Source organism: Paenibacillus solisilvae, from assembly GCF_042656405.1.
In the GTDB taxonomy this organism is placed as follows: Bacteria; Bacillota; Bacilli; order Paenibacillales; family Paenibacillaceae; genus Paenibacillus_Z; species Paenibacillus_Z solisilvae.
Map to the genome: position 1 here is coordinate 18,605 of NZ_JBHSOW010000098.1, position 19,083 is coordinate 37,687.

Here is a 19,083-nt window from a genome sequence, read left to right on the forward strand (position 1 = left end):
CAGTTTCGCAAAGCACCCACGAATCACTGACCTCCTTCTTTTTGGTTCAAAGCTGTGAGGATTTCGGTGCTAATCGAGTTGGTAATGGCATCCACACACTGTTTGCCGAGCTCTATGGATGCCGACTTCGTCAAATCGTCTTTCCAAGTCCATAACGCTTCTTCTTTATACCAATCGTTTGGCGGATTATCGTATATTTTTCGGATGGGCGTATCCAATCGATAATTTTCCATATGGGTGAGTTCTGAATGAAGATACATGAACATCGATGTTTCCCACTTTCCGGCATGGTCTGCTGGAACTTCGCCATTAATCGTTACACCTTCGTATTCAGGTTTGGCTATAAGAGTAACTCCCGGATATTCGGTCATATAGTTATAAGCAAAATTTTTCAAAAAATTAACCTGACATGGTCCATAATGACCGGTGATCAGTGCAATAACCTGAGCTCCTACTTTACGCAGTTGATCGCACAATTCCGTAAATAGAAGATTCATTAAAGCCTCAGAAAAAGTTAGAGTGCCTGCATATCTGGAATAGCCCGGCCGCCCGTAATAATTGGGGGGCAAAACAATGCCACCTCCTAACTTCTCGGCTATCTTTAAGCAAATGGCATGCGCTTTTAGTGCGTCTAATCCAAGCGGCAAGTGGTCTCCATGCCATTCGAGCAAGCCTGTCGGCACTATAAAAACCGGCATCCGTTCAACGGATTTGAGAAATTCGGCAGGCATCATTTCTTCATATCTATATTTTTTTTCCATACAATATCCACCTTCCTTGCAGCAAATTAATAAAATTTCCTTTAAAAGTAAATTAATACCTGCTTATCGTAAGGTAGAATGTGAGTCTCTATCGATTCATAATTTGATTGTTATTAAAGATTCCAATTTCTCCTGGACTTATAGCCCGCTTTTTCTAGAAAATCCATTTCGGTTTCACGAGGCAAACCATTCATGTTCACTTTGCCAGTTTGGGAGACAATCAGCATTTTGCAGGCCATTTCCAAGGTCTGCAGCGCCATCCGAGCCTCACGGATACTAACGTCGTAAACCAGTACCCCGTGATTTTCAAGCAGCAGGATGTTTGCCGCTTTTGCCTTCTCTGCAACAGCATCACCTAAAGCCGTGCTTCCCGGGTGATGATAGTTTACCCGTTCCACCTTCTCTAAATAATACATCGTCTCCACAAACCAGTTCGACGGGATCTCGATGGAAGAACAACTGACAAGGGTACTGTAAAAGGGAGAAGCATGCAGTACGGCTCCAATATCTGGGCGATTTTCATAGATCGCACGGTGCATCGGCGTTTCTTTAGATGGCTTCTTTCCGCCTTGCTCCAAAGATTGTCCTAAAAGCAAGCACTCAACAATATCCGAGTTTTCCAATTCACCCAAAAATGTGCCGCTTGCAGTAATCAGATAGCGGTCTTCGTTAGTACGTGCGCTAATATTCCCTGCATTTCCCCAAGCCAACCCGTATTCCATCATATATTTTCCGGTTTTCTTCAATTCTATTCTAATGGATTCAATATCTGGCATGATGTCTCACTCCTTCTTATCCTGTATTCATACACCGCCGTTCGGTGTCAATCTGTTTATTTCCAAGCCATTGGCCTGCAAAGTAAGGTTTTTTGCGCAGACTTAGTTGTAACGGGTTGATGGTTCTCCAGCAGAGTCTGTCCCTTGTATTTCTTGAGAACACTTTTGTAAGCCCTTTCAAAGTCTCCATGACCTTACGTAGACCAAACTTGTGCAAGCGAATGGAGCATAAGTTAAGAGAAAGCGCTTTAATAAAATTCCCTGAATAGCAGCGGAGAAACCGAATTACTGGAAAAGGGGGCGGCAACCCCCATCAAGGCAAGATCTCCATAGTTTAAAGGAAATAAGAGACAATCCATGGCCGGAATAGTAAACCAATATTTAAAATTCAACCAGCACTTTTAAGGAAGAATCCTCCTTCTTATCGACTATTCGGAATCCTTCCGCTGCTTGCTCAGGGGACAACCGGTGAGTAATGATAACACTCTTGTTAACGGCTCCCGCAGCAATCAGATCAATTGCGGTAATCGTATCTTCCCGGGTATAAGTCATGCACCCTACGATTTCTTTCTCTTGGTTCTGCAAGTTATGAATGTTGAACGTCTGGTCTCCATGGAACATGGCAATGGTGACGACGCGTCCGCCTTTTCCCAGAAGCGCTAAAGCTTGGTCAATAATTCCGGGAACCCCTGCAGCAACCAGGACCTTATCGAAACTTCCGCCGACCAGCATCTTGGCTTCTTCCATCCATTCCTTTTTGTTCAAAATGTTCAGAGTGTGAGTAGCACCCATGTTCAGAGCACTGTCTAGTGCATAATCCATGACGTCCGTAACGAGAAGAGTCGTTGCTCCCGCTACCTTCGATGCTACCATTGCAAGAAGACCAATCGGGCCCGCACCTAGAATAGCTACCTTATCTCCTACTCCGATGCCCGCTTTCCGGACAGCATGAACGCCTACGGCAAAAGGTTCAACAAGCACCCCTTGTTCATAATCCATCCCATCCGGCAGTTTGAATACCGTCTGCTCTGGTGCGGCGAAATATTCCGCCATCGCTCCATACCAATTCCCAATTCCAGGTGCTCCGCGATTTTCGCAGTAATTGATGTTGCCGGTCAGGCAATATTCGCAAGTGCCGCAGCCGGTTTGGGGTTCTACTGTCACGTGATCTCCCACCTGGAGCTTGGTAACCGCCTCACCGATCTTGACCACCTCGCCGGAAAGCTCATGTCCGATAATGACCGGTGGCTTACGGAAAGGATGAAGTCCTTTGTACGTATGAAGGTCTGAACCGCAAATTCCGGCTGCCTTCACTTTGATCAACACTTCATTGGCAGCGAGCACCGGTATCTCTACTTCTTTGACGATGACGCTATAAGCATCTTGCACAAAAACCGCTTTCATGGTTGTCCTCCATTCTATTTACATTTGCTGTTGTCTTACACGTCTTACATGAATAATTTCTTCTTGGAACGCTGGAGATGATCTTGCATTCTCTCAATGCTTTCGGCCTTACCTTGCATTAAAAGCTCGTAAATTTTGACATGATCCTGCCAGAACCCCTCCATCCTGTGCGGATCCTTCCTAAGATGGCGAAGCGTGATTCGAATCAGATGATCCTGATAATTGAGCAGCACACGATATATTTCTTGATTACCGGCGAACCTGCATAAAAGCAAATGAAACTCATGATCGGCTTTACAGAAGGCTTTGATATCAAGGCGTGTGACAATTTCTTCTGATTCTTGAAGATTGGCCAATAACAGGTTGCTTTGCTCTTCATTAAGCCGGCCTAGAATGGCTTGAATGTTGAAGGTTTCAAGTACAGTCCTGAGATCGTAGATATCGACGATACGGTTCAAAGCCAGGTCGTTGATAATGATCCCTTGCTTAGACGACACCGTAACGAAACCTTCCGACTCCAGACGGGTAAGCGCCGATTTGATCGGGGTCTTGCTCATTTGGAGAATCTCGATTAACTCACGCTCCGATAAGAAGCGGCCAGGCACGAACCTTTCGTCAAGAATCCGCTCCTTGATCTGATCGTAAGCAATATCTTTTAGTAGAAGCGGTTCACCTAATCCTTTGGACTCCTCCATTGCTTGCGTTCTCCTCCCCCCTTTCTCGCCCTCGCTCTCATGATATGCCGGCATCCCGTACTCTGGCGAAATAATCCGGGCTGCCGAACTGTCCGCCTTTCAGGGCGAGCTCGATTCCGTCCATACCCGCATCCTCTGAATAGACTCGGCATAGGGGTGCGCCAGGCGAAATAGAGATTAGCATTTCCATTCCGTAAATCCCCATCTCGCTGGTCACGAATCCGGAGGTGTCACCACCTGCGATGATAACCCTTCTTAATCCGGCTTTACACATGATGTGTTTCGTCCATTGCCCAAGCCGCCGGCCGATAAATTCTCCTGTTTGCGAACCTTCAATGCCTCTCTTAGAGAACTGCTCGCGAGTGTCGGCAATCGCCTCATCCTCCGGACCTAGCGCTGTATAAAGAACCACGCTATCCCCTTCATTCAGTATGCGGATCGCTTCTTCTAGCGTCTCTTGAGGCATACTCTCCGTATTGGCGAGCGCTGCTGCGGGAATCCGAATACCGTGGAACCCCTGTTCTATAGCCATTTCAATCTGCTTCTGGCTAATCGGCGAGGCGCTTCCGGACACCGCTAGAATGTTCTTCGCCGGTTTCATGCTGGCGGGTGGCGCTGCTTGCCCTGCTTGAGCAATCCCGGCTTTCTTCCAGAATGCCGTCATCGCGTATTCTACGCCGGATGATCCGACGACGAACCTCTGGCCTTCCTTGGCCGCATCCCAGATCAGCTGGCCGCTTAACGATAGGCGAGCTTCGTCCAACACATCGATCAGCAGGAGGGATGGTTTTGCGTCCAGCTTCCGCTGGTAACGTTCGTTCACGAGCGCTGGATCGCCTTCAAGCTCAAGGATGTTCATCAAGTCGATTTCCTCGTCCAGCTGCTCTCTCAAGTGAAGTCGTAAATCTGCCTCGTGCATCGGAGTGACGGGATGGCGGGACATGACCGGATGGCGATCCAAGCGGTGAACTTGTCCATCCATATGGGCGAAGTGTTGACCGAACAGCGTATACCTTCCTAGCGCTGGCGCTCCCACCAGCAGAGGTACCGTTGCCTGATCCGGGAAGAAGGTGCGCGAAACCCGGATAGCTTCGCCAATGCTCCCAACCTCAGGCGACGAGTCAAAGGTGGAGCAGGTTTTATAATGAACGATCGGTGCCTCGAGGAGCGATAAGCGCTCCATCACCGGTCTGACTTCCTTCTCTAGCTCAAGCGGATTCTTGGCTCTGCTTGTGCCGGCTACGCCTACGCAGCGGATACCTTCAAAGCGGCTTAACATGTCCGGTGTCGGGGCTTCGAGGAACAATACCGTTCTGTGACCGCTTCTAGTTAGCGCTTCCATGGCATCTGTCGATCCCGTAAAGTCATCCCCGTAAAAAGTGAGTAGAAGCTGTTGGTTTTCATTCATCGTTGTATTCCTCCAAGTTATTCGCCCTACTTGCTTACTTGCTGCCGAACACTCATATAGCTTCCCGGAGTTCTGGACAGGGACTTAGCATAGGCGGACAATTCGATATCATGTACAGCGGCTTCGCAGCCTTGCTGCAGCATACTGCGCACTCCTTTGGCAATTCCACCCGGGTGTGCAAGAATTCCGCCGCCACCGACCAATCCAACACTATTAATTCTGACCATAACTCAGGTGCCGCCAGCCTTCACGAGGTCATGGTTCCTCTTCATTTCATCGATGTCGCCGGATTCCATCATAGATCTATGTTAGATCTATTTGATATCTATACTATGGTATGCGCTTTCATATGTCAACAGATTTATTTGCTTATCAACGATAATAGATTCCCACCGACCTCCTGGTGAAGCACATGCTAATGTTTCTCAACATTTGTTGGAAAATGGTTTCGGTTCATTTTGGGCAGTTCCAACGAAGCTGAAGGGGTTCAGCCGAATCCCGTGGAGCCGTTTAGTATTGATGGGCAATTTTTAGATAGGTTGTGGTCGATTGCACGAATGGAATTTGGTGAGTTTAAACGAAAGATGCGGCGCGAAATGGGGAAGCAGAGCGACATCCAGGCGGCTTACTATTGGAAGACTGCCCAAGGCATAGATCCAAGCCCAGTTCTATCAGGGGTAGGCATCAATTGAAATCTGTAAGCTTTGGTAAGACGCTCCGCTGGAGCTTGTATCGCCAACTCAAAGATATTGAAGTGGTCCTGCTCGAGCTAGTTGTTGAGGTGTGCGAACGAACCAGACGGCATCATAATTTGGTTCCGTTGTTTCGGTTTCCGCTGGGGAAACCGATGGTGAACGGTCATTTTGGTTTTGTCGCACATATCCAGAAAATTCTTCACCGTTCCCCCGGCTTCGCTCACTTGTTTGAAGCTGATATATTCCCCTGGTTCAAAAAGAAGTGTATTAATGCCTCGATATGGCTTTTGATTTTTCCAGTTCACCGCTGCGCCAAGGAACAACGCCGATTTCCAGTAGTTGAATTATACGGTTCGTTATCATTTCATAGATTTTCTCGCTCATTCTTTCCCTCTCCTTTATCTGTGATATAATGGAGGGGTAAAATCGTCCAAAGTATTCGCCCCGGCCGAATTGCTTCCTTAAAGCAAGTCGGCTTGTTAATATTCATCGGGCAGTAAAAATGTGGTCGCGGCGCTCTACGGGATGCCGGCATATCATGAGGGCGAGAAAGCGGAAAGGAGAATGCAAGCAATGGAGGAGTCCAAAGGATTAGGTGAACCGCTTCTACTAAAAGATATTGCTTACGATCAGATCAAGGAGCGGATTCTTGACGAAAGGTTCGTGCCTGGCCGCTTCTTATCGGAGCGTGAGTTAATCGAGATTCTCCAAATGAGCAAGACCCCGATCAAATCGGCGCTTACCCGTCTGGAGTCGGAAGGTTTCGTTACGGTGTCGTCTAAGCAAGGAATCATTATCAACGACCTGGCTTTGAACCGTATCGTCGATATCTACGATCTCAGGACTGCACTTGAAACCTTCAACATTCAAACCATTCTGGGTCGGCTTAATGAAGAGCAAAGCAACCTGTTATTGGCCAATCTTCAAGAATCAGAAAAAATTGTCAAACGCCTTGATATCAAAGCCTTCTGTAAAGCCGATCATGAGTTTCATTTGCTTTTATGCAGGTTCGCCGGCAATCAAGAAATATATCGTGTGCTGCTCAATTATCAGGATCATCTGATTCGAATCACTCTTCGCCATCTTAGGAAGGATCCGCAAAGAATGGAGGGGTTCTGGCAGGATCATATCGAAATTTACGAGCTTTTAAAGCAAGGTAAGGCCGAAAGCATTGAGAGGATGCAAGATCATCTCCAGCGTTCCAAGAAGAAATTATTCATGTAAGACGTGTAAGACGTAAAATTTCATCCGGTTTTTCATTTGGATCGACAGCTCTCGGAATCGTGACGAATTCTTCTTTCATCTTGCCATTGACGACAGAATTGCCACCTGAGCTGCCACCCTCTGAGCTCTCCGTGCCTGCTTTGTTATCGGATTCGCTTCGGCAAGCCCGCTATACCGAAGGAAGGGTAAAACACAGCGCCAATAACGCAACCCTTTTCATATAAATCCCCATTCGAAGAGTAATATTGCATTTTTCAATATATTGTATATTAATGTTAGATTTAATATATTATTCAATCAATATAAATGTATTATACATAAAAAAGAAGGATAGAAGCTTATGAGCTTCTATCCTTCTTTTTGGAGTGCCATTCTAAAGTTTGACCCGATTGAATGTTTAGGTTATTGACGAACCGGACCGGTGATGTCTCTTTAAACGTTTAGGATAATTCAGGCATGATACCTTGGTTGATCTGCCTAATGATCTCAACAGGAGCGCTTGCACAAACCGTGAATCCCCTTATCAGCCAAACAGCTCATACGATAGTCAATCCCGCCTTCAATAGGCTTAGCTTGTCATAAACACTTTCATTTCACGAAAGGGTCCAATATGCTAATTGATTGTTTGTTTAATTACATATAATCTGTTTATATACGGATTATATATCCTTAAAATAAGTAATGTCAACGCTTTCTTTCAAATTTGTTGTTTGTTTCAACAAAAAAAGTCCAGAATGCTTTGTAGTCACAAACCATCTGGAACATTCCCTGCTATATAATTACAATTATTCTGTATATTGCAGCTTCATCACAATGGCTTGGGCATGATCGCCGAATTCCCGTCCAAATAGGTTAATGCCCCCCCGATGCTGGGCATCAGGCTTTATCCCGATCCGAAACGAAATAAACGGCTTGCTGTCCAGCTTCAAATCCTGTGTCGTTACGGACGAAACGATAACGTTGTCCACTGCGCTGTGGTGATTGTCCACCCGCCAAGTCTTCAACAGCCCATATTGCGTGCTGCTGTCATTCCACCATGGCGGATTGAGGCGGCCCCGATGATCGCCAAAGTCCCCTGGAGACAGCCAAGAGCCTACCTCAACATCATTAATCCAGACCGTTATATCCGAGGGCCATATATTGTTATAATTCGGGGCCTCTGAGCATAATTCGAGCGAGAACTCGATGGAATTAATAACGGCGTTGGCCGATAAAGTTTTGGGAAAGCGGTATTCCATCCATCCCTGGCGAAGCCAAATAATCTCGGCATTCTTGCACTCCGGCTGATAGAAGCTTGCCGGCATATCCTCTTGTATAAGCATTCCGTTCTTCCCTGCTATTCCACATGTGGGATGAACCTCGAAATTGGTGAAGTGGCCTACCGGCATTTCAACCTCATAGATTTGATTCGGATTTTTGTAGGACGCAATCGGATTAAGAATCATCCGTACGTCATCAAAGTTCCGGCTGCAGACCTTCATCGCCCCTCGCGTCGCAGGCTGAAGCTCGGTCAGAATAAGCTCAGCCTCCTCCAGCACCTTCACGTTGATCGCAGCTGTGGACACGGGAATATCGAGTGCATGGGCAATATCGACAACATTAAGATTCGGCTTAGTCAGAAGCAGCTTAATGATACCGATACGGGTATGTGAGGAGAGCGCATGAGCAACCTTCACCAGTTCATCCGGATTATTAATAGATAGTTCAAGCATCAAAGACACCCCTTTTATCAACAAAAAAAACGCTTTATTTAATAGTTTAAACAATACTAAACCATTATGTCCAGCTTTTTTGTAATAAAATAAGATTCGTAGATACTTAGTCCATCTACTCTCGTGCTGCCCTAAATCTGTTTGCGGCCGCTAACGGATGCCGCCGGTTCAACGCCCTCCAGCATCGATAGAAATTGCCGGGTCCGTTCCTGCTGCGGCTTATTAAACAGCTGTTCAGGGGGGCCTTCTTCAATAATAGCGCCTTCATCCATAAGAATAATCCGGTCCGCGACCTCTCTGGCGAATTTCATCTCATGGGTGACAATCATCATCGTTCTGCCCTCGGCCGCCAGCTGCCGGATAACCTTGAGCACATCCCGGACCAGCTCCGGATCAAGTGCCGATGTAGGCTCATCGAACAGCAGCAGCTCCGGATCAATCGACATGGCCCGCGCGATTCCGACCCGCTGCTGCTGCCCGCCTGAGAGCTGATGCGGGTAAGCCTCGCCTTTATCGCCAAGACCGACCTTCGCAAGAAGAGCCATCGCCTTTGCACGAGCTTCCTCCTTCGGCCGCTTCTTCACGGTAATCTGGCCTTCCATCACATTCTGCACTGCGGTCATATGCGGGAACAAATGATAGGACTGAAACACCATGCCGCTCTGCTTGCGCAGCGCAAGCACATCCGACCTCCTCGGCTTTAACCCTGGCTCGAATGAGAGCCGGGCCTTGCCAATCACAATACTCCCTGAAGAAGGCATCTCAAGCGCATTCATGCACCGGAGCAGCGTTGTTTTACCTGAGCCGGAAGGACCGATGATGACTAATACATGGCCTTTGTCCAGATTCAGATCGATCCCGCGCAGCACTTCCAGCGCACCAAAAGATTTGGTCAAGCTTCGTACTTCAATCATCCCACGCCTCCTCTACCCCGCTGTGAACCGGTCATAATGAAGCTCCAGTCGGCGCTGCAGGCCGGAGAGCACGCTGCAAAACAGCAAATAAATGAGCGCAACCTCACTGTAGAGAAGCAGCGGTTCATAGACGACAGCCGTAATTTGCTGCCCCTTCTGGAACAGCTCCGTTACCGTTACCGACGCAGCCAAAGAGGTGTCCTTCACCAGGCTGATGAAGGAATTGGATAATGGCGGGACTGAAACCCGGGCCGCCTGCGGAAGGATGATCCGGCGCAGCGCTTGAGCGCGTGTCTGCCCGATCGAATAAGCCGCTTCCCATTGCCCCTTCGGTATCGATACGATCGCAGCGCGGATAATCTCCGAGCCATAGGCGCCGACACTTAGCGAGAATCCGATAACGGCTGCGGGAAATGCATTAATCGTCACGCCGATGCTCGGCAGCCCGTAGAAAATAATGAATAGCTGCACGAGCAGCGGCGTTCCCCGGATAATCCAGACGTAGAATCTTGCAATAAGGGCCAGCAGCCTAAAGTCCGACAGCCGCGCAAGCGCTGTAATCATAGCCAGAATCAGACCGATAACGAAGGAAATCAGCGTTAATGGAACTGTAAATGCGGCTCCGGCCTTCAGCAGGGGCAGGAAAGAGTCCGCAAAGATGTGAAGCAGCCGCTCCGTTCTATCGCTCATGCTCTCCGTCCACCCGCTTTACTTGGAAACATCCGCGCCAAAATAAGTTTGCGATATTTTCAAATAAGTCCCGTCCGCCTTCATGTCAGCAAGCGCCTTATTCACGGCTGTCACCAGCGGCTCACTGCCTTTATGGAACAGCAGCCCGCTCTGCGACGCATCACTTGTCTCGTCGACGACTTTAATCGGGGCATCAGGGCGCTGCTTCTTAAGATCGAGATACGATAAGCTGTCGTTGATCGTGGCATCGATCCGCTTGGAGGCCAGCAGGTCGATCGCTTGGTTGAAGCCATCGACCTGAACGATCACCGCACCGTTGGCTTTGGCGATATCGCCCAGATTGCTGGTGAGCGACTGCCCGGATTTCTTGCCCTTCAGATCTGCCAGCCTCTTGATATCCTGATTGTCCTGCCGGACGATCAGGACCGACTTCGAGACGATATACGGATCGGAGAAATCATATTTCACTTTGCGGTCGTCGCGGATAGACACTTCATTGGCTACCATATCAAAGCGCTTGGCATCCAAACCTGCCAGCATGCCGTCCCATTTCGTCTCAATGAAGGTCGCCTTTACATCAAGCCGCTTAGCGACCTCCTTGGCGATATCCACGTCGAAGCCCTTGAGCGTTCCGTCTTTATCGTGAAACGTAAAGGGCGCATAGGTCCCTTCCGTTCCGACTCGCAGCTCACCATTCGACTTAATGACCTCAAGTACATTGCCGCCGGAGGGCTTCGTCGTATTGTTGTTCTCCTTCCCGCAGGCTGTGCAAAGCATTGCAGCGATTAATAGGAGAACGAATCCGGCTGTCCAATATTTCTTCATCTGCATCACCCCCCAAATCTTGGGGTTAGTATGTCACCTATAGACCCTTCTCATTCTAACTAAAAATGCCGTATGGCGCAGGGAAGTCGATTCCCCGTACCATACGGCAGTGATATATTACGATATTCTTTTCTCCGGGATGAGCGGAAGCGTCAGCTTACGGGCCGCCAGGCTTTTAACATCCCTGAATCCCACGAACCGTTTCGTATGTTCGTCCCACAACCGAAACCGCAGGGATTGCAGACTCGTTAACAGCGAAATCGTCTGCACATTACGAAACCGCTCATGCTTATTATGAACCGATTCCAAATTATAATTGGGCACCCGGGGGCTTAGATGATGAATATGGTGATACCCGATATTACCGGTAATCCAGTGCAATACCTTCGGCAGCTTGTAGAACGAGCTTCCCTGCATAGCCGCCTTGACATAATCCCACTGTTCATTCTCTTCGAAGTAAGATTCTTCGTATTGATGCTGTACATAGAAGAGCCAGATTCCTGTCATGCTTGAAGCGAAGAAAACAGGAACTTGAATCATCAGATACGCCTGCCAGCCGATGGCCCAGCACAGCACAGCCGCGCTGCCGACGATAGCCACATTCGTAATGTACGTGTTAATCCGTTCTTTGGTCGTTGCTTTCTTCCGGTTGAAACGGTAATCGAGAAGAAATATATAAATCGGGCCGATAATAAACATGAAGAATGGATTGCGATACAGGCGATAAACCAGTCGTTTCAGCTTCGATGCAGCCAAATATTCATCCACTGTCAGTGTCCAAATATCCCCTGTGCCGCGTTTATCCAGGTTCCCGCTCGTTGCATGATGAACGCTGTGCGTATGTCTCCATTGTCGAAAGGGCACATAGGTCATAATTCCGGTTATTGTACCGATAATTTCATTCGCTATCTTGTTCTTGAAGAATGACTTATGACAGCAATCGTGAAAAATAATGAACGTCCGTACGAGAAATCCTCCGCAGACAATAGACAAGCCAAGGGTCAGCCAATAAGATACCGATAGACTTGCATAAGCCAGGTACCAAAGTAGAAAAACAGGCAATAACGTGTTTATGATTTGCCATACACTATGACGAATCCGTGGTCTTTCGTAAGCTGCGATATCCTGTCGCCATTTGCCTTGCTCTTCTTGAAACATTAATTCACATTGTCCTCTCTGACTTACGTTACTTTAAGCTGTAATCGCTTAACTAATTTCCATTCATACGTTCCAACCGCTTCTCTTCGTTTCCATTCGTACATAAATATTACGTGCATTCTCATTCATACGTTTTGGAACCGAAATGGTTTCAGAACTCTGACCAAGTATACCTGAATACGGGCTGAAATGCTGGAAAAACATTTTCCATACCCTTGATGTCACAAATCGATCCCCCATTTCGACTTAAGGATATAGACCAAATGGAGGCGAGCGTATGAGAAAAGTGGATACAGCTGTTATTGGCGGAGGTATGGCGGGATTTCTTGCAGCGGTGGAGCTCTCGAAGGCGAACAAGTCCGTGGTGCTGCTCGAGAAATCGGGACAGTTTGGCGGACGCGCCATGACCGTGAACAAGAAGGGCGCACTGTTCAACCTGGGCGGGCATGCGCTGTACCGCGGTGGAGAAGCCTATGCGATGCTGCAAGAATTTGGAGTTAAGCTTGATGGAGGCGTCCCACTTGCGGCCGGTTCAGCGATATGGAGAGATTCTCTTGTTCCTCTGCCGGGGGACCCGCTCACGCTGCTGACTTCAAAGCTTCTGTCCTTACCGGAGAAATTTGCGTTCGGGCGGTTTATGATCAGGTTAGGCAGGTTGAATGCAGCCGCAATGCCGGCTGTCAGCCTTCGCGTGTGGGCAGAGAGCGAAATACGCTTGCCTATGGTTCGCCATCTGTTCTATGCGTTATGCCGCACCGCCACTTATTCACGGGACATCGACTATCAGCTGACCGGTCCCGTTATCCAGCAGATCCAGCGCTCACTCAAAAGCAGTGTCCTGTATATTGACGGCGGCTGGCAAAGCATTATTCATGCACTGCGCGGGCTGGCTGAAGCCGGCGGCGTCACCGTCCTCAATCATCAGCATGTGCGCGAAATCGAATATGATAACCGGGTGCGGAAGCTTCGCATGGAATGCGGAGATACACTGGAGGTAGATAAGGTGATCTCGACGCTGTCACCTGCAGAGACGATTAAGCTGCTCCGTGGCGATGCTGAACACACCGCGCTGCATCGCTGGGCCGCGCAGGCTCGTCCAATTACAGCCGCGTGTCTGGATCTCTGTCTGCGGAAGCTTCCCGTGGCAGGCCGGCATTTTGCTATCGGAATTGACCAGCCGGTCTTCTTCACCAATCACTCCAGAGCGGCTAAACTAAGCGGGGATGGCTCCGTCGTCGTACATCTCATAAAGTACAACGGGCCAGGCCGCAGCGATTCTGCGTTAGACCGTGCCTTGCTGGAAGACACAATGTCGCAGCTTCATCCGGGATGGCAGAAGGAGGTCGTCGCCGAGCAGTACCTGCCCCATATTACGGTTGCCGGGGACCATATGCATACAGGGCGGACGGATCTTCGGCCAGGGCCTGCCGTGCCGGAGATTGGCGGCCTGTATGCTGCAGGAGACTGGGCGAGCCACGGAGAAATGCTTGTCGATGCAGCGGCTGCAAGCGCAAGAAGAGCCGTTCAGCAATTGTTGAGGGAGGAATCTCATGAACAGGAACCCGAATACAGCTATCGATGAGCTGTACCCATCGCTTCAGCCGCTGCTCTTCTCCTTGGCATACCGGATGCTGGGGAGTGCAGCGGATGCGGAGGATATCGTTCAGGAGGCGTTTCTGGCGCTGGAGCTCGCCTCCTCCAAACAGGAGCCCATTCAGAATATCAAAGCTTACTCATGCCGTATCGTAACGAACCGATGCATCGATTATCTGCGTTCCGCCCGGAAGCAGCGCGAGGTATATGTCGGGCCCTGGCTTCCTGAGCCTCTGGTCAGCTTAGAGAATCATACAAACGACCCATATTACAGGTATCAGCAAAATGAATCCCTCTCGACGGCCTATCTGCTGCTGCTCCAGCAGCTCTCATCCGTGGAGAGGGCTGTGTTCCTGCTGCGGGAGGTGCTGCAGGTTGACTACGAGGAAATCGCTGCTATGGTCGGCAGGAGCAGCACCAACTGCAGGCAGCTGTTCCACCGGGCGAAACGGAGCATCATGAACATACCGGCAGATGCCAAGATGGCGGCAGACGCCGGGCTTCATCCTGATTCTGCCCTTAAGAGCCCGCTCGACAACACTCAGTTAAAAAATCTGATCAGCCAATTCATCCATGCACTCGCATCGGGCAGCGCCCAGGAAATGATGAGCATGCTGGCCAGCGAAGCAACACTGTACTCCGATGGCGGCGGCAAAGTACGGGCTGCCATTCGTCCGATCTTCGGGGCCGAATTCATCACACGGTTTCTATCCGGACTGCTGGCCAAGGTGCCAGAGGGCTTCTCTTACCGGGAGGCTCTCGTCAACGGCACGCCGGGTCTGGTCACTTACGTCCATGGACAGCCGTCGACCGTCTTCTCCTTCGACGTTAAAGAAGACCGCATCGCTGCGATCTTCATCATAGTGAACCCGGATAAGCTGGCACGGGTTGAGCCTCTTATTATTGCGGGCGGTCAATAGCGAATGTTTCTCCCAGCTTGGCATACAGATTGCCGGCGAGCCGGCTGACCGGCTTAAGCGCCTCTGCATCCACATGGCCGTTCTCATAAACAGCCTCGTCCAGATGAAAATACACCACTCTTCCGATTAATAAATCCGCTGCAGGCGAATCTTCCGTTCCACCCAGCGGGATCGCCTGTTCGAGCACGCATTCCATCCGGATTTTGGCCTCCGCAACCCCAGGAACAGCGATCTTCATGCTGGCTGCCTGCGTCAATCCAGCCAAATCCACTTCGCTCTCATCGGGCGGCAGGTTGGCAGCTGTTACATTAATCTGTTCAATGTAAGATTCATCTGTAATATGGACGACGAAAGCGCCGGAAGCTGCCGCGTTTCTGGCTGTATCCTTCATGACCCCCTGCTTGCGGTTGACCGATACCGAGACCATAGGGGGATTGGCGGTAACCACATTAAAATAACTGAACGGTGCTGCATTGAGAACCCCTTTGCTGGAAAGGGTCGTAACAAATGCGATCGGCCTTGGGATAATGCTCCCCGTCAGCAGCTTGTAATTATCCCGTTCACCTTGGCTCACGGGGTCAATCGAAATCATCGTCAACGTCTTCAGCCTCCCATTATGCTGTCATCCTCTATCATTCCTTATCGCTTAAAAAGCCTGCTTAAACCACTCCGCAGCCGCATTCACTTCAGATGAAGTCAGCTGATGGCCGAAGCTCTCCCAGTGAACCGTTACGGATGCACCCGCCTGCTCCAGCAGACCGCTCAGCTCTTCCGTCTCTTGAGGGGAACAGATCGGGTCATTCTTCCCTGCTCCGATGAAGACGGGCAGGCCCGTCAAATCCGGAAGCAGGGCTCCCCTTCTGGGAACCATAGGATGATGCAAGGCAGCGCCCTTCAAGGCACCGGGATAGTGGAATAACAGGCTGCCCGCTATATTAGCGCCATTGGAGTAGCCGATCGCGACAAGATTGTCTCGGTCGAAAGCATATTCGGCAGCCGCTTGATCCAGAAATTCATGCAGCTCCTTCGTCCGGAAGATGAGATCTTCCTCGTCGAAGATGCCCTCCGCCAAGCGGCGGAAGAATCTCGGCATTCCATTCTCCAGTACATTGCCTCTAACGCTCAGTACCGAAGATCCTGGCGAAATCATCCCTGCCAGCGGCAGCAAGTCCCGTTCGGTTCCTCCGGTTCCATGGAATAGAACGAGCACGGGCGCATTTGAATCCGTTCCTGCTTGATAGATATGTTTCACTTGGAATCCTCCTCCAGTACCCGCACTTCAATAGGCGGCAAATTAGCTTCAATGTCAGCACGTTTTTCTTCCAACCAGCTTGGCAGCATCAGATGCTCCCCCAGCTGATCCGGATCTTCATCCCGCGCGAAGCCCGGCGGATCCGTAGCAATCTCGAACAGAATGCCGCCCGCCTCACGGAAATAGATGGCGTTGAAATATTGGCGGTCGATGACAGGTGTAGGCTGAAAGCCGGTTTCGATCACTTTATTTCTCCAGTTCAGATGATCCGCATCATCTGCGGCGCGCCATGCAATATGATGCACGGTGCCCGCTCCGCCATGCCCCATCGGCATCGCAGCAATGTTCACATCAATGATATTGCCCAGCTCTCCGGATGCTATGAACCTTGCATAAGGCCCTTCTGTCCCGTATTTCCTAAGCCCCATCACCTGCTCCAGCAATCTCGCCGTCTTGTCAGGCGCTCCGCTGTATAGAATGGCGCCGCCAAAGCCTTTGATCGCTTTCTCAGCCGGGACACCTCCGAATGACCACGTACTTGGCGCTCCTTTCCCGCGCTCGACGATCTCTATCTGCAGTCCGTCCGGATCAACAAACTCCAGATAAGATTCCGAGAACCGCTGTGTCAAGGTGAAGGGGATTTGGAGCTTCGTCAGCCGCTCCTGCCAGAATCCGAATGCGCCAACCGGTACGGCATAGGTCGTTGTGCCAACCTGTCCTGCCCCGATTTGCCCTTTGCGTGAATGCGCCCAAGGGAAGAAGGTAATAATCGTGCCCGGGCTGCCTGCCTCATCTCCGAAATACAGATGGTATACTTCAGGCGCATCGAAATTGATTGTTTTCTTCACCAAGCGCAGTCCGAGTACACCTGAGTAGAAATCAACGGTTTCCTGCGCATTTCTTACAAAAGCAGTAATATGGTGGATACCGGCCGTTTGTTGTGCCATCCTAATCCATCTCCTTATCATTGTGGAATATAATTATCTTTAAATTAAGATATATGAGAAAAGAGAGCGCAGCTATCAGGCACGGCCCGATACCTACTTGAAGCTCTCCTGAGCGAAACTTCCCAGCTTCTTAAGCAGCTGGCTCGCTGTCTTCTTCTCTTCGGGCGTCAGTCCGGCTACAGCCTTCTCAATGACTGCCGTATGCGCCGGGAAGATTTCTTCGATAAATTGCCTGCCTTTGTCCGTGATCTCCGCATAGATGAGACGCCTGTCTTCCGTGGAAGCCTTGCGCTGCACGAATTGCTTCTGCTCCAGTTTATCCACCACGTACGTAATATTGCCGCTGCTCATGAGTACTTTGCCGCCAATTTGCTGGATCGGCTGTGCCCCCTTGTGGTAAAGGAGCTCCAGTACGCCAAACTCGGTACGGTTCAGCCCGTGTGACCGAATATCCCGGTCGGCATGTGCATTAACCCATTGGCTTGCTCGAGAAAGTACGATGAAGAGATTCAAGGAATCATCCTTAGATTGTCCCATGCTGTTCACCTCAACTCTTATTTTCGTTTATCTCGGTTTGTTTTATCTTAAATTAAAGATAATACAATGTCAGGCTTTTGTCAACTGGTTATTTTCGTTCTGCTGCGCGCAGGAAACGGGTTGCTTTAATCCATCCGCTATTTCATACTGAAATGGACAACTAGGCGGGCTCGGCAGCGAAACCGTCAATTGAGAGATAGGGAAAGGTGATGCGGGATGAGCGAATTGATCAAACAAGGAAACAGCTTTGTTATCGAAGAAAACGGGGAACGGGCAGCTGAAATTACATTCGTGCCTCAAGGGGAGGATACCCTGGTCATCGATCATACTTTTGTCTCGGAGGCGCTGCGCGGCCAGAAAATTGCCGAAGCCCTCGTGAAGCGCGTCGTGGATTACGCCCGTGAAACGAATAAGATGATTATCCCCGTCTGCTCGTATGCATTGTCGCAATTCAAACGGAAGAAAGAATATCATGACGTTTGGAAGCAATAATGATTTGCCGCCTTCTGCTGTCCATTACAAACACATAACAACCGGAGGCCGCTCAAGCAGCGCCTCCGGTTTTGCTTATATGCTGTAAAAATCCATCCGGCCCACCCGGCCGTGGCAGCTCATACGCTGCTCGCTCCATATTGATGCTGCAATGGCCCGCCCCCGGTTTCCTCCATAATCCATCTATTCGGGATGGTTATGTGACTCCGTCCCGAGTACAAAGGGAGTCGTGACCCCCTCGTAGGCAAGATGCATCGACATGCCGACTTTCGCATGATCCAGATTGTGACAATGATCCATCCATATGCCTGGATTATCCGCGAGAAAGGCAGCCTCATACCTCTCACCCGGGCCGACGTACAGCGTATCGGACCACCATGGGCTCCCGCTTGTCGGTGGAATACATGCGGATCGGCCAATGTGTCACGAGTCGTGCTTCCTCCGGCATATAGTAGAACAGCACTATGATGATCTATAAAAGGAGCGCTTCTATTGCTTCGGAAGAAATCTGGACGCCGGAAGCAATCACGTGCCGCCGGCAAGAAACGCAAACCTGCTGCATCTAAACCGATTAAGAAACGTATAGGCAGCACTCCCTACTCTCCTGATTATTCCAAATTAATGGAGGAGGTTATCGGGACGATCTCCGATCAAATTCTGAACCTGGAGATTAAGATGGCGGTTCAGCAGTTTCTGATCAATGAGACGATCGACGAATGGCAAAGAAAAGACTGGCTGAGCGAGCAGGAAGTGAAGAGCTTGTACGAGCGGACTTATCAGTATTGGAAAAACGATATGAAGAGCCAGGGCACTCCGTTTGCAGAGCTCGACCTGTCAAGGCGGCCCGCCCTGGAAACGTATCAGAGCAACCTACAGCAATCCAGCAAAACCATCCCGTCAAGTCAAGGCTCCCCTGCCCCTGTTACGATGAATCCGCAAAGAGAGGAAGACGCCGAGCTCATCAAACAGATGAAGGATGAAATGAAGGCGATGAAACGCGAATTTCTAAAGCAGAAGCTGGAAGATATGAGACGGAATTTCAAATAAGACACGGAACAGGCGGCTGTAACCGCCCTATTC

The 19,083-nt window shown here is 49.8% G+C and carries 21 protein-coding genes; 5 read left to right on the plus strand and 16 right to left on the minus strand.

The window, feature by feature from the left end:
* Positions 1-23: 23 nt before the first annotated feature.
* The 6 genes from ACFPYJ_RS25935 to ACFPYJ_RS25960 form a co-directional block, all read right to left on the minus strand.
* Positions 24-761: a creatininase family protein gene (locus tag ACFPYJ_RS25935; RefSeq protein WP_379191139.1), complete on the minus strand. Its 738-nt coding sequence runs from the start codon at positions 759-761 to the stop codon at positions 24-26.
* Positions 762-874: 113 nt separating this feature from the next.
* Positions 875-1,537, minus strand: coding sequence for a class II aldolase/adducin family protein (locus ACFPYJ_RS25940; protein WP_379191140.1), 663 nt, complete (start codon positions 1,535-1,537; stop codon positions 875-877).
* A gap of 381 nt (positions 1,538-1,918) precedes the next feature.
* Positions 1,919-2,941, minus strand: a complete 1,023-nt coding sequence (locus tag ACFPYJ_RS25945) for a zinc-dependent alcohol dehydrogenase (protein ID WP_379191141.1) — start codon at positions 2,939-2,941, stop codon at positions 1,919-1,921.
* A gap of 44 nt (positions 2,942-2,985) precedes the next feature.
* Positions 2,986-3,636, minus strand: a complete 651-nt coding sequence (locus tag ACFPYJ_RS25950; protein WP_379191142.1) for a GntR family transcriptional regulator — start codon at positions 3,634-3,636, stop codon at positions 2,986-2,988.
* Positions 3,637-3,673: 37 nt separating this feature from the next.
* Positions 3,674-5,044 (minus strand): four-carbon acid sugar kinase family protein, encoded by a 1,371-nt coding sequence (locus ACFPYJ_RS25955; RefSeq protein WP_379191143.1) that lies wholly within the window; start codon positions 5,042-5,044, stop codon positions 3,674-3,676.
* A 26-nt stretch (positions 5,045-5,070) separates the two neighbouring features.
* Positions 5,071-5,271: a hypothetical protein gene (locus ACFPYJ_RS25960; protein WP_379191144.1), complete on the minus strand. Its 201-nt coding sequence runs from the start codon at positions 5,269-5,271 to the stop codon at positions 5,071-5,073.
* 1,041 nt (positions 5,272-6,312) lie between these two features.
* Between ACFPYJ_RS25960 and ACFPYJ_RS25965 the strand changes: the two genes are divergently transcribed.
* Positions 6,313-6,963: a GntR family transcriptional regulator gene (locus tag ACFPYJ_RS25965; protein ID WP_379191145.1), complete on the plus strand. Its 651-nt coding sequence runs from the start codon at positions 6,313-6,315 to the stop codon at positions 6,961-6,963.
* Between the two features lie 785 nt (positions 6,964-7,748).
* On the opposite strand, the gene ACFPYJ_RS25970 is transcribed toward ACFPYJ_RS25965, so the two are convergent.
* The 5 genes from ACFPYJ_RS25970 to desA all read right to left on the minus strand — a co-directional run bounded on the left by ACFPYJ_RS25970 (position 7,749) and on the right by desA (position 12,262).
* The gene (locus ACFPYJ_RS25970; RefSeq protein ID WP_379191146.1) at positions 7,749-8,675 is read right to left on the minus strand and encodes an ArsR/SmtB family transcription factor; all 927 of its coding nucleotides are present in this window, start codon (positions 8,673-8,675) and stop codon (positions 7,749-7,751) included.
* A gap of 131 nt (positions 8,676-8,806) precedes the next feature.
* On the minus strand, positions 8,807-9,589 hold the full coding sequence (locus ACFPYJ_RS25975; RefSeq protein ID WP_379191147.1) for an amino acid ABC transporter ATP-binding protein: 783 nt from the start codon (positions 9,587-9,589) through the stop codon (positions 8,807-8,809).
* A gap of 12 nt (positions 9,590-9,601) precedes the next feature.
* A complete protein-coding gene (locus ACFPYJ_RS25980; RefSeq protein ID WP_379191148.1) occupies positions 9,602-10,279 on the minus strand; it encodes an amino acid ABC transporter permease in 678 nt (225 codons plus the stop codon).
* 18 nt (positions 10,280-10,297) lie between these two features.
* A complete protein-coding gene (locus ACFPYJ_RS25985; RefSeq protein WP_379191149.1) occupies positions 10,298-11,104 on the minus strand; it encodes an amino acid ABC transporter substrate-binding protein in 807 nt (268 codons plus the stop codon).
* A gap of 117 nt (positions 11,105-11,221) precedes the next feature.
* The gene (gene desA, locus ACFPYJ_RS25990; RefSeq protein ID WP_379191150.1) at positions 11,222-12,262 is read right to left on the minus strand and encodes a Delta(5) desaturase DesA; all 1,041 of its coding nucleotides are present in this window, start codon (positions 12,260-12,262) and stop codon (positions 11,222-11,224) included.
* A gap of 277 nt (positions 12,263-12,539) precedes the next feature.
* Between desA and ACFPYJ_RS25995 the strand changes: the two genes are divergently transcribed.
* Both ACFPYJ_RS25995 and ACFPYJ_RS26000 read left to right on the plus strand, forming a co-directional pair.
* The gene (locus ACFPYJ_RS25995) at positions 12,540-13,844 is read left to right on the plus strand and encodes a phytoene desaturase family protein (RefSeq protein WP_379191151.1); all 1,305 of its coding nucleotides are present in this window, start codon (positions 12,540-12,542) and stop codon (positions 13,842-13,844) included.
* Positions 13,813-14,775: an RNA polymerase sigma-70 factor gene (locus tag ACFPYJ_RS26000; RefSeq protein ID WP_379191152.1), complete on the plus strand. Its 963-nt coding sequence runs from the start codon at positions 13,813-13,815 to the stop codon at positions 14,773-14,775. Before ACFPYJ_RS25995 ends, ACFPYJ_RS26000 begins: the two co-directional genes overlap by 32 nt.
* Here ACFPYJ_RS26000 and ACFPYJ_RS26005 read toward each other — a convergent pair.
* The 4 genes from ACFPYJ_RS26005 to ACFPYJ_RS26020 all read right to left on the minus strand — a co-directional run bounded on the left by ACFPYJ_RS26005 (position 14,756) and on the right by ACFPYJ_RS26020 (position 17,511).
* Positions 14,756-15,367, minus strand: coding sequence for a flavin reductase family protein (locus ACFPYJ_RS26005; RefSeq protein ID WP_379191263.1), 612 nt, complete (start codon positions 15,365-15,367; stop codon positions 14,756-14,758). The two genes, ACFPYJ_RS26000 and ACFPYJ_RS26005, sit on opposite strands and share 20 nt — an antisense overlap.
* 54 nt (positions 15,368-15,421) lie before the next feature.
* Positions 15,422-16,027 carry an alpha/beta hydrolase gene (locus tag ACFPYJ_RS26010; protein WP_379191153.1) on the minus strand — a complete coding sequence of 202 codons (606 nt, stop codon included), beginning with the start codon at positions 16,025-16,027 and terminating at the stop codon, positions 15,422-15,424.
* Positions 16,024-16,974: a ring-cleaving dioxygenase gene (locus tag ACFPYJ_RS26015; RefSeq protein WP_379191154.1), complete on the minus strand. Its 951-nt coding sequence runs from the start codon at positions 16,972-16,974 to the stop codon at positions 16,024-16,026. Before ACFPYJ_RS26015 ends, ACFPYJ_RS26010 begins: the two co-directional genes overlap by 4 nt.
* 93 nt (positions 16,975-17,067) lie before the next feature.
* The gene (locus ACFPYJ_RS26020) at positions 17,068-17,511 is read right to left on the minus strand and encodes a MarR family winged helix-turn-helix transcriptional regulator (protein ID WP_379191155.1); all 444 of its coding nucleotides are present in this window, start codon (positions 17,509-17,511) and stop codon (positions 17,068-17,070) included.
* Between the two features lie 216 nt (positions 17,512-17,727).
* On the opposite strand from ACFPYJ_RS26020, the gene ACFPYJ_RS26025 reads away from it, so the two are divergent.
* Positions 17,728-18,003 carry a GNAT family N-acetyltransferase gene (locus tag ACFPYJ_RS26025; protein WP_379191156.1) on the plus strand — a complete coding sequence of 92 codons (276 nt, stop codon included), beginning with the start codon at positions 17,728-17,730 and terminating at the stop codon, positions 18,001-18,003.
* 183 nt (positions 18,004-18,186) lie between these two features.
* On the opposite strand, the gene ACFPYJ_RS26030 is transcribed toward ACFPYJ_RS26025, so the two are convergent.
* Entirely contained in the window at positions 18,187-18,423 is a 237-nt protein-coding gene (locus ACFPYJ_RS26030; RefSeq protein WP_379191265.1) for a multicopper oxidase domain-containing protein, read from the minus strand.
* 72 nt (positions 18,424-18,495) lie between these two features.
* Here ACFPYJ_RS26030 and ACFPYJ_RS26035 point away from each other — a divergent pair, with 72 nt between their 5' ends.
* Positions 18,496-19,050: a hypothetical protein gene (locus ACFPYJ_RS26035; RefSeq protein WP_379191157.1), complete on the plus strand. Its 555-nt coding sequence runs from the start codon at positions 18,496-18,498 to the stop codon at positions 19,048-19,050.
* The last annotated feature ends 33 nt before the right edge of the window (positions 19,051-19,083 follow it).

Bases quoted from the DNA above. Each gene is read 5' to 3' on its own strand.
- ACFPYJ_RS25935 (WP_379191139.1), bottom strand. From the start codon at position 761: ATGGAAAAAAAATATAGATATGAAGAAATGATGCCTGCCGAATTTCTC.
- ACFPYJ_RS25940 (WP_379191140.1), bottom strand. From the start codon at position 1,537: ATGCCAGATATTGAATCCATTAGAATAGAATTGAAGAAAACCGGAAAA.
- ACFPYJ_RS25945 (WP_379191141.1), bottom strand. From the start codon at position 2,941: ATGAAAGCGGTTTTTGTGCAAGATGCTTATAGCGTCATCGTCAAAGAA.
- ACFPYJ_RS25950 (WP_379191142.1), bottom strand. From the start codon at position 3,636: ATGGAGGAGTCCAAAGGATTAGGTGAACCGCTTCTACTAAAAGATATT.
- ACFPYJ_RS25955 (WP_379191143.1), bottom strand. From the start codon at position 5,044: ATGAATGAAAACCAACAGCTTCTACTCACTTTTTACGGGGATGACTTT.
- ACFPYJ_RS25960 (WP_379191144.1), bottom strand. From the start codon at position 5,271: ATGGTCAGAATTAATAGTGTTGGATTGGTCGGTGGCGGCGGAATTCTT.
- ACFPYJ_RS25965 (WP_379191145.1), top strand. From the start codon at position 6,313: ATGGAGGAGTCCAAAGGATTAGGTGAACCGCTTCTACTAAAAGATATT.
- ACFPYJ_RS25970 (WP_379191146.1), bottom strand. From the start codon at position 8,675: ATGCTTGAACTATCTATTAATAATCCGGATGAACTGGTGAAGGTTGCT.
- ACFPYJ_RS25975 (WP_379191147.1), bottom strand. From the start codon at position 9,589: ATGATTGAAGTACGAAGCTTGACCAAATCTTTTGGTGCGCTGGAAGTG.
- ACFPYJ_RS25980 (WP_379191148.1), bottom strand. From the start codon at position 10,279: ATGAGCGATAGAACGGAGCGGCTGCTTCACATCTTTGCGGACTCTTTC.
- ACFPYJ_RS25985 (WP_379191149.1), bottom strand. From the start codon at position 11,104: ATGAAGAAATATTGGACAGCCGGATTCGTTCTCCTATTAATCGCTGCA.
- desA (WP_379191150.1), bottom strand. From the start codon at position 12,262: ATGTTTCAAGAAGAGCAAGGCAAATGGCGACAGGATATCGCAGCTTAC.
- ACFPYJ_RS25995 (WP_379191151.1), top strand. From the start codon at position 12,540: ATGAGAAAAGTGGATACAGCTGTTATTGGCGGAGGTATGGCGGGATTT.
- ACFPYJ_RS26000 (WP_379191152.1), top strand. From the start codon at position 13,813: ATGAACAGGAACCCGAATACAGCTATCGATGAGCTGTACCCATCGCTT.
- ACFPYJ_RS26005 (WP_379191263.1), bottom strand. From the start codon at position 15,367: ATGATTTCGATTGACCCCGTGAGCCAAGGTGAACGGGATAATTACAAG.
- ACFPYJ_RS26015 (WP_379191154.1), bottom strand. From the start codon at position 16,974: ATGGCACAACAAACGGCCGGTATCCACCATATTACTGCTTTTGTAAGA.
- ACFPYJ_RS26020 (WP_379191155.1), bottom strand. From the start codon at position 17,511: ATGGGACAATCTAAGGATGATTCCTTGAATCTCTTCATCGTACTTTCT.
- ACFPYJ_RS26025 (WP_379191156.1), top strand. From the start codon at position 17,728: ATGAGCGAATTGATCAAACAAGGAAACAGCTTTGTTATCGAAGAAAAC.